We start from the raw sequence: 13,642 nt of genomic DNA, 5'->3' as shown, positions 1-13,642 counted from the left end.
TTTGCCCCCTTGCATTTAGGCTGCCGCTTCTCCCCCTTTAATTTCCTTCCGTGTTTTTATTTTCAGAAGCACATAAGATAACAGCGCATAAAAACAAAGCTGAACACATAAGATCGTTGTATAATCACTGATATCGCCCAGTGTACCACTTTGAAATAATAAAATCCTATACCCATTTACAAAGGGCATCATAGGAAAAACATAAGCAAATACCCTCGCTGCCCATCCTGTCTGATCGAAGGGCCAGCTATAACCCGAAACGATATAGACTGTCATAGACAATACCATTAAAAACTGTACTGCCCTCAGTTGCGTCTTAAAAATAACACTTGATACCATTCCCATAAAGGTGGCAGCGGCGATAAACAAACAGAAAATCACTGCTGCATCTAATATATGTTTAGGAAAGGGCTCTCTGAAAATCACATAAAAACAGGCCAGGATACCCGCCAGACCAATAGAAATGATCCAGTAAGGAATAACTTTGATTGTCATCATCATAGATACAGACTTGCTCTTTTGAAATAATTCGCTAAAAGTACCAGCCTCATATTCGGAGGTAAAACTCAAAGCCATCACCACAATAGTTACTGTCTGCAGAATAATAGCCAGATAAGAAGGCCATGAATAAATCATATAATTGGAGGCCGGATTATAGAGCTTAAAAATATTAGAATGAAAAGCCTCATACTGATTTGACGCTACCGCAGCAGGTAAGCCCTGTTTTTGCATAGCCCCTATTTTTATGCCCGCATTCAATGTTCCGCCGGCAGTAAGCAAAGCTCTGGTCACATAACTGGAAGTCATTAAATTTGCATTATTTACATAAGCATTGATTTCAGGGTTCCTGTTTTGTAACAGATCAGCTTCAAACCCATCCGGAATAATAACCGCAGCCATGGCTTTATCATTCATTAAAACTGTCCGCATCTCGACATTCTCGTGTTTAACAGCTACCACCTTCAACACATCCATATCATTGAGCATATCTATAAACCGGGTGCTCATAGCAGAATTATCCTTATCTACGACCATCACAGGCAGATCAGTAAACTTACCTTTCTGATACATTGCACCAAATATAATCCCATACAAAACCGGCCCGCCTATAAACAGCATCACCATAATCGGATTGTTCTTAAACAATCTGAATTCCCTTCCGGTTAATGATAACAATCTTTTAAGTCTGCTCATGATAATTCTGCTGTGGCCTGTGTTTCTTTTGGTGCCTTAAGGCTTTTTCTGATCTTCAACTTGAGCAGTATAAAACTCAATAAGAAATATATCCCTATTAAAATGAGCTGATGCTGAATAAAAGGCATCACATCATGGATATTTGCCCCTTCCAATACTAAAGCCCTTAAACTTTTCAGGTAAGGCGTTAAAGGGATTATTTTACTAAAACCTTCCAGAATTACAGGGGCCTGATCAGCAGGCCATGTAAAACCAGACACCGTAAATGCTGGCGAAGCGATACATAAAAGTAGTTCTGTAGCTTTCAGCTGAGAAGGAAAAATCAGACTATATACCCCACCTAACAGGCAAGTACTGATGACCATTAAAATTTGTGATAAAAACAAGACCCAAGGATTTACCGGATGGGGTAATTTAAAATAAATGCTGAATAAATAGAAAACCAGTAAGGTAAGCATAGAGAGGATCAGATAAGGAAACATCTTCACTATGATCAACTGAAAAGCCGAAGTTGTGCGCCCCAGCAGACCCGCTTTATTAAAAGTATTATTTTCTATTTCCTGCGAAAAACTAACAGCCATTGCCAATAAAAGCAATTGATGCAGAATAGAAAAGATCAGTGCCGGCCATAAAAACACCAGGTAACTTTGTCCCGGATTATACAGCTGAAATAAATTGAGCTGAAAAGGCTGTATTCTTTGTGCAGCAATCGTTGCCGGTAAACCCGATTTTTTCATTGCTTCTATACCAATTCCGGCATTCAGCGTCCCATTACATTGCGCAACTGCAGTCCCTACCGCACCTGCAGCAACAGTATTACTCATATTCAGATAAGTATTCACCTCGGGGCTGCGTTTATTAAATACGTCCGATTCAAACCTTGCCGGGATCACCACAATGGCAATAGCACGGGTATCAAGCATCGTTTGATCCAGATCTATTGTTTCATGTTCTACCTTTAAAACATGCAGGGTTGGATGTTCAGCAAACATATCAATCAGCTTATTGCTCATTGGGGTGTTATCTTTATCTACCACTACAATTTTCAGGTTTTTCACTGCCCCATCCATATAAACATTGCCTAATAAAAAAGCAAGAATAACAGGCATGATCAGAAATGCGACCACAAATATTTTGTTGCTCCAAAACAGGCCAAACTCACGTTTAACCAAAAAGAAGAAGTTATTTATCCGTTGGTGCATCAGGCTTATTGCTATGAATTTATTTAGAAGTTACAGCTGTGCGGGGTAATAAAACAGCCGCATTAAAAAGCAGTAATTCAGACTTTTTAATATCCTCAGGAACCACTTTTATTTCATAAACAGCCTCATCCATTTTGTAATCAGGATAAGCTGTAGTAATATCCGCATATTTAGGCATTTGTTTGATAATGGACACTTTACCTTCAAATGTTTCCTGGTTATAAGGAACTTTCACGGTTACATTCAGCCCCTTTTTGATTTGTGAAATCTGACTTTCCGGCACCGTAAAACGGAACCAGGTACTGCTTGGAATATAACCGCTAAAAATGGCATAACCTGGCGTAGCCAGTTCTCCTTCATGCAAAGTAATCGTTTCTACAGCCATATCATTAGTTGCAATGATATACCTTTCAGAATAAGCAACTTCTGCTTCCTGCAACACTCCTTCTGCCTGTTGCTGCTGTCCCTTAGCCGCTTCTTTTGTCTCAAAACGAGGTCCCTTTTTCGCTTCATTCAACTCGGCTGTTGTAGCCTCCAGCTGTGCTTTAGCACCCTGGTATTTCGCAAAAGCCTCATCATAGGCCTGAGGAGCCATCATGCTGTCGGCATACATGGCGCTGGCACGCCTGAATGATTTCTGTGCAAAAGCAAATTGCTCCGACGTCGCTTTATATTTAGCCTGGATCTGTTTCAGCTGATTTTGCGTAGCCCCGTTATCTGCCATCGTATTTTGTGCAGATGCAGCTTTAACCACACCATGTGCCTGAGCAACTTTCGCCGTCACTTCCGGTAAGTTTAACATAGCCAGTGTATCTCCGCGCTTCACCAAATCACCTTCCTTCACATATATTTTTAATATCCGACCCGCCACTTTAGTCGTAAAAGCTATCGTTTCTCTTTTTATTTTTCCTTCAAAGGCATTATCCAATTTTTTCTGGCTACAAGAGGTAACACCAAAGAAAATCAGACTTAGCGGCAATAAGATTCTGGTATGGTTTATCATCATAAAATATTTAAATCCCTATTTGAATTTGTCTATAGTCAGGTTTCCCGCTGCTTTATGTACTTCAACAGCTGCACGTCTTTGATTAAATACAGTCTCCAGATAGCCTAATTCTGCTTTTTCACTATCGGTTATTGCAGCAATAAGATCGGCAGGTTTGATCAGTCCTGTTCTGAATTCTTTAGTCGCTATCGTCAATGCATCAAATGATACTTCTTTCTCTTTTCCTTTTGCAGCAATCTGAGCACTGGCAATACTATAATCAGTATTCGCTTTAATCAAACCGAGTGACAACAGTTCTTTAGCCTCTTCCTTTTTATTTCTTACCTGCTGTAATTCGATCTTTATTTTTTTGATCTCATGCTTACTTTCAAATCCGTCGAAAATATCCCACTTCACGCCAACTCCGGCAATAAACATGGGGAACATTTGTAATTTGTTCATTTGCAATTTCACATCACCAGTATTTGGCCCTAATGTGCCCGCCTTGTTTTGAAAAACAAGATTAGATAAGTTCATATAAGATACAGAACCAAAAGCAGCGGCTGTCGGGACCAGGTGATTTCTTTTAGCCTTTAGCTGATAATTATAGGCCTTATCCTGAGCTTCAAGTGCCGCAAACTCAGGGCGGTTACTCACATTCTGATTAGGGACCACATTTAAATAAGGTACCAGACTGTTATCAATCAGCCGGAGTGTATCTATCCCGATTCCGGTCAGTTGCTCCAGGCGTTTAAGCACTAAATTTCTCTTTCCATCATACTCTGCAAGTTTTGCCAGTAATTGTGCCCGGGCTACTTCAATCTTTTTATGTTCATATTTAGTAATTAAACCATAAGAAAGGGCTTTATCTGCAATTTTAGATTGCGCCTGGAGCTGTTTATCACTATAATCGAGTACCACTTTACTCTGTTTAAGCAAAGCCAGCATATCGTAAGTTTCACTTACTTTCCCTATAATTTCCTGGCGGTCATTTTCTAAGATTACTGTTTGCGCCTTCATCTTTTCAGTTAATGCCTTTTTATAATTACCAATCTTAAATCCATCAAAAAGTAATGCTTTTACACTTACATTAGCTAACCAGGTGTTATTGTGCATATTAAAAGTTCCGTCCAGCGCCGGGACAGGAATATTTAAGATAGGAAATGTCGAAGAAGGCAAACTGGCATTAATCGTACTGTTTAAGTACGCATAACTCGCCAGACTGCTTACACGAGGTAAATAAGCATCCGATAAAGCCTGTCTGGAATCTTTACTCTGTTCAACATCAAGCTGTTTATTGGCCAGTTCCACGTCTTTATTGACTGCACGCTGCATCAGCGTGGCCAGATCTGGTACTTGCTGGGCCCGAACTGCCGGCAATGCAATAAATGAGACCAGCAAAAAGCAGGAAAATAGGATTTGGTAATAGTTTCTCATATGGAATCTCGGCGATAATTCTAATTTACATCTTAATTAACCCATTTCTATGGATTAATGTTTTAGCTTAAAAACTATCGTTTAAAGTTTTTTCTATTTTAGGTAATAAATTAAAGGCATCTTGTGCAACCTGAGGAACTGGCCTGGCCAGTTTACGCAGTTTGGTATCAATCCATGAACCTTCCACAGTAAGAATTGCCCTCACTTTATCTTTATCATCCGTAAATTCCTGCAGAATGGACCATTTAGCCCCATCAGCACTCATTTTCTCCACTTTAATATTGATAAAAATGATATCTTCAGACTTGATTTCCCTCATGAATGTACAGGACTCTTTGAAAATTACCGGTCCAAAATGCTGTTCCTGCATCACCGTCATCGTCAGGCCAAGCTCGCCTAAAATCTCTAAACGGGATTGGGCAGCCAGGTCATAATAACTACTGTGCCTGAGGTGAAAATTCGGATCTAAATCTGCCCAGCGTAACGCTAATCTTTTTTGGAAATGTACCATGATCTCTCTGATTTTTTATATTCTCAAAGATACCTGAAGCAGTTTTTTAATATACTGACCTATGTTAGGAAATTGATTTACGCAACCTGCTTAAGCTCTCGGGATGAATACCCAAATATCTGGCTATCCGGTGAACCGGGATTTCTTTAATCATTTCCGGTCTGTATTTAATGAGTTCAAGATAGCGCTGTTCCGCATTTTTTGTCAGCGCATCTTTTTCCTTTCTCACCCTTTTCATATAAAGCGCTTCGGTAGCCAGTCTGCCAAACTGATTAGAAAGCAAAGATGTTTGATAGGCCTCATGTAACTGCGCATAAGGAACAACCTCAACAATACAATCTGTCAGACAATACAGATAAACATCAGAAGCTTCTTGCGATAAAAAGGAAGTATAGGAAGAAACCAGGTCGCCGGAGAAAGAAAAATCAATAATTTTATTACCGGTTTCCGCCTCCATTCCTATTTCTATAATCCCCTGCTGCAGAAAATAAATGTTCCTTTCTACCTGACCTATACTGGTAATCACAGACTTTTTAGCATACTCTACAGTCACTGTACGAAAGGGCAAACTTCCATCAGTATTTAACATTTTGCAGATGTATTCATTCAAAGTCATATTCAATAATCGTGTTTATTTTTACAAGTTTAAACTATTTATTGTTTCAGCTGTTCAAATTCCTGCTTATCAATTTAAATAATCAGATCAATGGACAATCAAACTTATCAACTGATCAATGCTTCAAGAACCGGAGATATTGCTCAATTAAAACAGCTCTTAGTAAGCCATCCGAATGTAAATGTGCAGGACGAGAAAGGATATTCACCATTAATTATTGCAGCCTATAACAATCAATACGAGGCCGCTAAATTATTAATTGAAGCAGGTGCCGATATAAATTTTCAGGATTTCGGCGGTAATACCGCATTAATGGGAGTTTCTTTCAAAGGTTATCCCAATATAGCCGAACTGTTAATTCATCACGGCGCAGATCTGAATCTTCAGCATGGTAACGGAGGAACAGCATTGATGTTTGCTGCTATGTTTGGAAGAAATGAATTGTTAAAATTGCTCTTAGAACATGGAGCTGATAAGACCATACTTGATTCCAGGGGATTATCCGTATTTGATCTTGCAGCACAGCAGGGAAATGATATTGCCATTTCCCTGCTGGAACAAGATGTAGCTTATAAAGGAAACTAAGCAGGTATTTTTGCTGCTTTTTCACGTTCCCAGAAACGATGCTGCTGTATTGCTTTTTCAAAATCTTTTACAGTTTTGTCCAGTACTACTCCAGCATCGTTTTTACCTTTAACAGGTATTTTAGAAAGCCCTAAAAACTGAACGCCTTCTTTAGTCGCTGCAATAGCTTTACAATGTCTGAAAGCCTCTTCAACAAAGTGAATTGCATCAGCTTCCGCACTCAATGCATCAACAGATTTTTTACCTCCAGGCACATATACCGCATCAAATAAAACAGATGCAGTTGTCAAAAAGGTAAAATCTACTTTAACAGGTTTACCTGCATCATCATTGATATGCCCGTTATGTGTAGCCACAATTTTTGTCATTGCCCCTGCGGCCTCTAAAGTTTTCTTATAATTATCAAGTTCAGCACCGTTTACACCATCAGTTGCCAGGATTGCGATCTTTCTGCTTTTAATCGTATTTTTTGGCGTATCCTTCATACTAAGTGCTGCGCTCGATTTCAAAGTACTTTTCACAATCTTCGGTTCATAACGCTGTTGATCACCATCAGCAGGAACTCCATGATTAACCGGTTTTTCAGGCCCTGAAGGTACAGCAAGACCTAAACCTTCAGCTACACGTTTAGCCAGGGTAAGATCAATCTGTGTTAAAATGCCAAGCATACGTTTTCTAACCGCTTCAATTTCTACTTTTCCAAGTTCAAACTGCAGGGCCTCAACCAGGTGATTCTTTTCTGTTTCAGACTGGCTATTAAAGAAAAGTGTTGCCTGGCTAAAATGATCAAAAAAACTATCACTGCGTTCTCTGATTTTCTTTGCATCAATCCTTTCCTGATAAGAACTGAAACCACCCTCAGCAACTTTTGCCTGTAGCGGCGAATTTCCACCAATACTATTTGGCTGATAACTGGTACGACTGGTATTAATCGTTTGGCGCATATGCCCGTCTCTTTGATTGTTATGCACCGGCGATATGGGCCTGTTGATTGGGATCTCATGGAAATTCGGTCCTCCTAATCTCGAAAGCTGTGTATCAGTATAAGAGAAAAGGCGTCCCTGCAAAAGCGGATCGTTAGTAAAATCAATACCAGGAACCAGATGTCCGGGGTGAAAAGCAACCTGTTCAGTCTCTGCAAAGAAGTTATCAGGATTTCTGTTCAGCGTCATTTTCCCTATCCTTTGTACCGGCACAAGTTCTTCAGGAATCAGTTTAGTCGGATCTAGCAGGTCAAATTCAAATTTATTTTCATCTTCTTCCCGAACCACCTGAATCCCTAATTCCCATTCAGGAAATGCCCCTGCTTCAATAGCTTCCCAAAGATCACGGCGATGAAAGTCGGGATCATTACCTGAAATTTTCAAAGCTTCATTCCAAACTACAGAATGTACCCCTAATAATGGTTTCCAGTGAAATTTAACAAAATGAGATTTACCTTCTTCATTGATCAAACGGAAAGTATGCACACCAAAACCTTCCATCATTCTATAACTGCGTGGAATAGCCCTGTCAGACATTAACCACATAATCATATGTGAAGATTCTGGCATGAGCGAGATGAAATCCCAGAAAGTATCATGAGCAGATGCAGCCTGGGGCATCTCGTGGTGAGGTTCAGGTTTTACCGCATGGATAAGGTCAGGGAACTTAATCGCGTCCTGAATAAAAAACACAGGCATGTTATTTCCTACAAAATCATAAATGCCTTCCTGCGTATAAAATTTCACAGAAAAACCCCTTACATCTCTGGCCAGATCCGTAGAGCCTCTGGAACCTGCTACCGTTGAAAACCTGACGAAAACCGGGGTTTTAATACTGGTGTCATTCAAAAACCCAGCCTTTGTGTATTCAGACTGCGATTTATATAACTCAAATACACCATGGGCACCTGAACCTCTCGCATGTACAATACGCTCAGGAATTCTTTCATGATCAAAATGAGTGATTTTTTCCCTAAGAATAAAATCTTCCAGTAATGTAGCGCCACGTTCACCAGCTTTCAGTGAATTCTGATCATCATTAACTTTTAGTCCCTGATTAGTAGTTAACAACTGATCCGACCCATCCTCTTTATGAATTAAGAGGTCTTCATTCTTTGAAATTACTTTTGATACTGTTGGTTTTTTCATAAGGCGATATTTTTATCATTATTAATTATTGCAGGAATGGTTTCAATCCGCTGGACAAGCCTTAAAAACTTAGTTTTGGCTTATTTTGAACCGGAACAAACTGCCACCTTAAATGTTTATGATAATTGATAATCAACTGTATTATATAATTAACTTACTTATCGCTGAAAACCACAAAAGGTGTATTTGTGATCTTTCCTTTGGAATAAATCCCGGACTCATATCCCTGTTTAAATATTTTGTAATCCTTTTTAACCCTTTTGGAATAATTAAAGGCATAATCAATCAGTTGCTCCTGCCAGTCTTGCTGCTGACCGAATTCAATCAGCTCATCAGCTATTGCTGAACCTTTTCTACCCGAACTTCTGAGATGAGAATAAGCAGTTAAAGAAGCCATATCGTCAATCACCTGGTAAATATCCCTGTACTGATCCTGGATCAAACGGAACTTAATCTTATCTTCAGTAGGCTGCATTTCTTTAATCACATAACTATCTCCCTTAAAATTAGTATGGCTCAGCAGCGCACAAGGCATATGCTGACAAAGCTCCTGTGCAAAAACCACCCTTTCAGACTCTGTGGCCCATATAGGCTGCTTTACCTTAACAAAAGGGATCAATGCCGATGGCTGTGACTGTTTCATATCAATAATCAGGTACTTACCTCTTTTCAACTCACTCTCCAATAAAAACATAAACCTTTTTGTACCCACACTGCCCGTACCTGCAAGCCGGAATACCGCATCTTTAACTTTATAGTTATAAGGGCTTTTATTGTGCAGTTTAATCCAGTCTGTTAAATGACCGGTCAATTCCTTTTTAAACTCTTCTTCCAGCTCAAAATGACGCTCATCCTTAAGTGAGATAACCACCTTTCTTTTTCTGACTTCAGTTCGTTTCTCCAGAATCCTCGACTGCTTTCTTTTACAAACTGCCTGTAAAAACGTATTTACAATGCCCTTTGCTATTCTGGGTTCAATAGCCAGGGCTTTACCCGTAGTCAGAACCACAGCATAGTTCTTTAGAAAAACCTGCACCATATTCATCGCTTTAACCTCTTCCAGCTCCAAAAAATCAAAGCAAAGAAAGATACTGGTCAGCATCCTGACCAGCTCGAAGGCAACAGGTGCAAGCAATGCTTCATCAAAATCATTCAGATCAAAATACACCTGATCATTGTCAGCTTTATAGCTGCCAAAATTTTCTACATGCAGGTCACCGCAAATCCAGGCCAGAGGCGATGCAGGAAGTTGTTTGAACAGCTTCAGGTCCTGATAAAAGAGTTCACAGGTCCCTCTGAAAAACCGGAAGGCATTTTCACTCATGGCTGTGTACTTTAATTGTACCATTTCGGCCAGCAGCCCTTGATTAGAGCCAATTATTCTTTCGGATAAGCTCATAGCTTAACACCCTTTTTTTTATCTGACATGATTTAAAGATTGATTAGCTGTTAACCATCAGATTCAAAAATGGTTTTGAAATTAGCCGGAAATAAACATAAATAACTACAAATCAAAGCGTTTAACAATTCCGCAAGCCAATATTGAGTTCAAATAAGCAGCTACGAAATGCTTTAAAGGATAATCTTAAAACCCGAAAGATTAACAACTTATACGTTCGAACTATAAATACACAAAAAAAGCACATATATTTGGAGTCAAATTTTACAATTATATTTTTATGGCAAAGGCATCCGAAATCAAAGTAGGAAATATTTTACGTTTCAACGGCGAACTGGTAACAGTTACAGAAATCCTGCATCGTACACCAGGTAAAGGTGGGGCTTTTTATTTAGGAAAGTTTCGCAATATTAAAACCGGGAAAATTGTAGAGGCCCGTTTAGCAACTGACGAGCAGGTTGAAATTTGCCGTGTAGAAACCAGCGATTTCCAATACTTATATGAAGAAGGTGACTATTTTGTCGTAATGGACAATGTTACTTTTGAGCAGTTTAATGTTGCGAAAGCATTATTCGGACCAGCTGCAAAATTCATCAAAGAAGGAATGGATGTAATCGTTTCTTTTGAAAGTGAAGAACCAATTATGGCTCAGGCACCAAACTTTGTGGAATTAGCAATTACTTATGCTGAACCAGCGGTTAAAGGTGATACTTCTTCTGGTGCATTGAAATATGCTACAACAGAAATTGGAATAGAAATTAAAGTACCATTGTTTGTAAACGAAGGTGATAAAGTAAAAGTAGATACCCGTACGGGAGAATATGTTGAACGTGTGAAATAAAATAATTCACCATTCAGCTTCATAAAAAAGCTAAAAAAAAATACCCGGTCCTGAAAGACCGGGTATTTTTTTTTTAGCACTAATGCCAGGCAAACAAGCCGCTGCTTTTAAATCTGCTCCATTACCTGTTCTTTCCCATCTGCAAAGAAACGTTTATGCGAAACTTTCATCGGGTTAAAATCATATTCGACCATAGTTCCATTATTAGGGTTCCCATACAGATCAAAAATTATTTCTCCCAGCAGTTTGCCATCCGGACCAAAATATTTGGCTTTACCTTCATGAAAATAGTCTTCCTGTCTGATCCCTTTCAGATTACCATCATAAATTATTTGTTTAACCCGTTCTTCTTTTTCAAATACTGTAATCAGATCGTAAAGCGTCGGGCTACCTTCTATTTCTGTTCCTTTATAAGTATAAACTGTCGCAGTCTGTTCCTCTCCATCTTTCATAAGTGCATCCTGTCTGAGTCTTCCATCTTCAAAATATGTTTTCGCAGAACCGTTCAAAACCCCATTTTTAAAGATTGACGTTCCACTAATCTTTCCGTTCTCTCCAAAATATTTAACTTCCCCATCAAACTTTTCTTCAGTTTTAGATAAAGAAAGCCCTTCAAACTGTAGTTTACCTGATTTATAATAATCCTTAAAAAGATATTTTCCATTGACCGCTTTAGGTTCAGGCCGGTAATAAACCATATCCTCTTTAGCAACAGGGTTCCAGTCTTCATCAAAATATTGAGTCTTTACCTGGGCAAAAGTATTGGTCACTGCAAATAGCAAAAAAAGCAAAATCGTATTCTTCTTCATAAGGTTAAATTTAATCTATAAATTTATAAAAATCTTAGTAATTCAGCCTTAAAATGGAGATAACAACTCATCAGGTTAATCAAACTCAAATAGCAGAAGTAATTTCAGATGGGATTCTGATTCAAACGCCCGAAGACGGACTTCAATTGTTAGTAGACCTCTACTATCAGGATTTTGATAAGATCATTGTCCGGGAGCAAAATATTACCCCAGCTTTCTTTGAGCTGAAAACAGGTATTGCAGGTGAGATTCTCCAGAAATTCTCTAATTACAGGGTAAGGCTTGTGATTATTGGAGACTTCGCAAAATATCCTGGTAAAAGTATTCAGGATTTCATTTACGAAAGTAATAATGGAAGACAAATCAACTTTCTGGATTCTCTGGAAGAAGCCCTTGAAAAACTCTCCGGATAATATAATAATTACCTCAATTCATGAGCTGAATTAGGAAAAATCCTGTAGTTTTAGGGCGAAAACTAAACAACAGAACCTTAAAGTCCTGATATATTAAAAATATTAGATGTTAACAGTAGAAAAAATTGGCGGCACTTCTATGAGTGCCCTGCAAGATGTTATTAAAAATATAATTCTGTTTGAGCGCACAGGCGATCAGTTATACAATAGAATATTTGTCGTATCTGCCTTCTCTGGCGTCACAGACCTTTTGCTTGAAAATAAGAAAACCGGCGCTCCGGGTGTTTACCACCGTTTAGCCAAACACCAGAATTTTCACCGGCCTTTAAAAGATTTGATTGCCAAACTCAAAGCAATCAATAAAAAATATGTGGAGCTTGGTTTAGATCTTGCCGTAGCAAATCAATTTATTGAAAATCATGTCAATCAGGCGCAGAAATATTTAGAGAACCTAGCGAACATACTCGCTTCGGGTTATGTAAGTAAAGAAGGAATATTACAGGCTGCACGTGAAATCCTTGCTTCTATTGGTGAAAGTCATTCGGCTTTTAACTTTACCAATATCCTGCAGAACATGAACATCAATGTTTCACTCATTGACCTGAGTGGGTTTGATGATCACCGCGCTTTTACAATTGATCAGCGTATCAGACATGCTTTTAAAAATATAGACCTTAAACAGACCATTTGTATTGCCACAGGATATGCCAAAGGTACCGAAGGTATTATGCGTGAATTTGACAGAGGTTATTCGGAAGTTACTTTCAGTAAAATAGCCGAATTTTTAAAACCAGCAGAAGCAATCATCCATAAAGAATATCACCTGTCTACTGCAGACCCGGCTATAGTGGGTCTGGAAAACTGTACCCCGGTAGGTTTTACCAATTATGACATTGCCGACCAGCTGGCTGATGTAGGCATGGAAGCGATCCATCCTAAAGCCTCAAAACCACTGGAAGTGAGCGGTATCAACCTGCGGATTAAAAATACATTTGAGCCTTCTCATCCCGGTACACTGATTACCCGTGAATTTGTTTGTGAACATAAACGTGTAGAGGTAATTACCGGAACAGATAAATTGATGATGATTGATGTTTATGATCCTTCAATGGTAGGCAATGTAGGGAGTGACTTGCAAATTATGCAGGCATTTTACGATCATAAAGTTAGTTATACCTTTAAATCAACCAGTGCAAACAGTATATCTATTGTGATCTGGGCACGTGATTTTAATAAAAAACTAATCAATAAACTGGAAGATGAATTTGAAAAAGTAACCATAGAAAAAGTAGCTATGGTTTGTCTGCTGGGTACCAATATGGATCAGCCTGGCTTATTGGCTAAAAGTGCCTATGCTCTGACCGAAAAAGACATCAACATTAAGAGTGCTGGTTTCGCTTTGAGAAAAGTAAACATCCAATTTCTGATCGCTCCTGAGCATTTCAAAACTGCTATCGTTGCTTTAAACAAAGCCATGAAGTAATTTTCACATGCAGTAATCCTCAAAAGAATTAAAGA

Annotated in this window: 13 protein-coding genes; 4 read left to right on the top strand and 9 right to left on the bottom strand. The window is 38.8% G+C overall.

The genetic code is table 11. The features are described 5' to 3' along the window. Positions 1-15: 15 nt before the first annotated feature. The 6 genes from HDE68_RS05030 to HDE68_RS05005 form a co-directional block, all read right to left on the bottom strand. Entirely contained in the window at positions 16-1,194 is a 1,179-nt protein-coding gene (locus tag HDE68_RS05030) for an ABC transporter permease (protein WP_183879519.1), read from the bottom strand. After that, positions 1,191-2,396 (bottom strand): ABC transporter permease, encoded by a 1,206-nt coding sequence (locus HDE68_RS05025; RefSeq protein WP_183879517.1) that lies wholly within the window; start codon positions 2,394-2,396, stop codon positions 1,191-1,193. Before HDE68_RS05025 ends, HDE68_RS05030 begins: the two co-directional genes overlap by 4 nt. 19 nt (positions 2,397-2,415) lie before the next feature. Then, positions 2,416-3,402 (bottom strand): HlyD family secretion protein, encoded by a 987-nt coding sequence (locus tag HDE68_RS05020; RefSeq protein WP_183879515.1) that lies wholly within the window; start codon positions 3,400-3,402, stop codon positions 2,416-2,418. Between the two features lie 15 nt (positions 3,403-3,417). After that, a complete protein-coding gene (locus HDE68_RS05015; protein WP_183879513.1) occupies positions 3,418-4,818 on the bottom strand; it encodes a TolC family protein in 1,401 nt (466 codons plus the stop codon). Between the two features lie 67 nt (positions 4,819-4,885). Further along, on the bottom strand, positions 4,886-5,329 hold the full coding sequence (locus HDE68_RS05010; protein WP_183879511.1) for an acyl-CoA thioesterase: 444 nt from the start codon (positions 5,327-5,329) through the stop codon (positions 4,886-4,888). A gap of 64 nt (positions 5,330-5,393) precedes the next feature. Continuing rightward, a complete protein-coding gene (locus tag HDE68_RS05005; RefSeq protein ID WP_183879509.1) occupies positions 5,394-5,945 on the bottom strand; it encodes a Crp/Fnr family transcriptional regulator in 552 nt (183 codons plus the stop codon). A gap of 90 nt (positions 5,946-6,035) precedes the next feature. Between HDE68_RS05005 and HDE68_RS05000 the strand changes: the two genes are divergently transcribed. Beyond that, a complete protein-coding gene (locus HDE68_RS05000; RefSeq protein ID WP_183879507.1) occupies positions 6,036-6,530 on the top strand; it encodes an ankyrin repeat domain-containing protein in 495 nt (164 codons plus the stop codon). Here HDE68_RS05000 and HDE68_RS04995 read toward each other — a convergent pair. Continuing rightward, positions 6,527-8,662, bottom strand: a complete 2,136-nt coding sequence (locus HDE68_RS04995) for a catalase (RefSeq protein WP_183879505.1) — start codon at positions 8,660-8,662, stop codon at positions 6,527-6,529. The genes HDE68_RS05000 and HDE68_RS04995 overlap by 4 nt on opposite strands. A 154-nt stretch (positions 8,663-8,816) precedes the next feature. After that, positions 8,817-10,061: a DUF2252 domain-containing protein gene (locus HDE68_RS04990; protein WP_183879503.1), complete on the bottom strand. Its 1,245-nt coding sequence runs from the start codon at positions 10,059-10,061 to the stop codon at positions 8,817-8,819. A 280-nt stretch (positions 10,062-10,341) separates the two neighbouring features. On the opposite strand from HDE68_RS04990, the gene efp reads away from it, so the two are divergent. Further along, positions 10,342-10,902: an elongation factor P gene (gene efp / locus HDE68_RS04985; RefSeq protein ID WP_183879501.1), complete on the top strand. Its 561-nt coding sequence runs from the start codon at positions 10,342-10,344 to the stop codon at positions 10,900-10,902. 107 nt (positions 10,903-11,009) lie between these two features. Here efp and HDE68_RS04980 read toward each other — a convergent pair whose 3' ends face one another. Next, complete coding sequence (locus HDE68_RS04980; protein WP_183879499.1) at positions 11,010-11,711, bottom strand: hypothetical protein; 702 nt, start codon at positions 11,709-11,711, stop codon at positions 11,010-11,012. Between the two features lie 53 nt (positions 11,712-11,764). Between HDE68_RS04980 and HDE68_RS04975 the strand changes: the two genes are divergently transcribed. Together HDE68_RS04975 and HDE68_RS04970 are read left to right on the top strand one after the other, a co-directional pair. Beyond that, on the top strand, positions 11,765-12,124 hold the full coding sequence (locus HDE68_RS04975) for a DUF4180 domain-containing protein (protein WP_183879497.1): 360 nt from the start codon (positions 11,765-11,767) through the stop codon (positions 12,122-12,124). A 106-nt stretch (positions 12,125-12,230) separates the two neighbouring features. Further along, positions 12,231-13,607, top strand: coding sequence for an aspartate kinase (locus tag HDE68_RS04970; protein ID WP_183879495.1), 1,377 nt, complete (start codon positions 12,231-12,233; stop codon positions 13,605-13,607). Positions 13,608-13,642 lie beyond the last annotated feature (35 nt).

Origin of the sequence: Pedobacter cryoconitis (assembly GCF_014200605.1) — a bacterium.
GTDB lineage: Bacteria > Bacteroidota > Bacteroidia > Sphingobacteriales > Sphingobacteriaceae > Pedobacter > Pedobacter cryoconitis_B.
The sequence above is the reverse complement of the archived record's forward strand: the minus strand, read 5'-3'. Positions and strand labels throughout refer to the sequence as shown.

Bases quoted from the DNA above. Each gene is read 5' to 3' on its own strand.
- HDE68_RS05030 (WP_183879519.1), bottom strand. From the start codon at position 1,194: ATGAGCAGACTTAAAAGATTGTTATCATTAACCGGAAGGGAATTCAGA.
- HDE68_RS05025 (WP_183879517.1), bottom strand. From the start codon at position 2,396: ATGCACCAACGGATAAATAACTTCTTCTTTTTGGTTAAACGTGAGTTT.
- HDE68_RS05020 (WP_183879515.1), bottom strand. From the start codon at position 3,402: ATGATGATAAACCATACCAGAATCTTATTGCCGCTAAGTCTGATTTTC.
- HDE68_RS05015 (WP_183879513.1), bottom strand. From the start codon at position 4,818: ATGAGAAACTATTACCAAATCCTATTTTCCTGCTTTTTGCTGGTCTCA.
- HDE68_RS05010 (WP_183879511.1), bottom strand. From the start codon at position 5,329: ATGGTACATTTCCAAAAAAGATTAGCGTTACGCTGGGCAGATTTAGAT.
- HDE68_RS05005 (WP_183879509.1), bottom strand. From the start codon at position 5,945: ATGACTTTGAATGAATACATCTGCAAAATGTTAAATACTGATGGAAGT.
- HDE68_RS05000 (WP_183879507.1), top strand. From the start codon at position 6,036: ATGGACAATCAAACTTATCAACTGATCAATGCTTCAAGAACCGGAGAT.
- HDE68_RS04995 (WP_183879505.1), bottom strand. From the start codon at position 8,662: ATGAAAAAACCAACAGTATCAAAAGTAATTTCAAAGAATGAAGACCTC.
- HDE68_RS04990 (WP_183879503.1), bottom strand. From the start codon at position 10,061: ATGAGCTTATCCGAAAGAATAATTGGCTCTAATCAAGGGCTGCTGGCC.
- efp (WP_183879501.1), top strand. From the start codon at position 10,342: ATGGCAAAGGCATCCGAAATCAAAGTAGGAAATATTTTACGTTTCAAC.
- HDE68_RS04980 (WP_183879499.1), bottom strand. From the start codon at position 11,711: ATGAAGAAGAATACGATTTTGCTTTTTTTGCTATTTGCAGTGACCAAT.
- HDE68_RS04975 (WP_183879497.1), top strand. From the start codon at position 11,765: ATGGAGATAACAACTCATCAGGTTAATCAAACTCAAATAGCAGAAGTA.
- HDE68_RS04970 (WP_183879495.1), top strand. From the start codon at position 12,231: ATGTTAACAGTAGAAAAAATTGGCGGCACTTCTATGAGTGCCCTGCAA.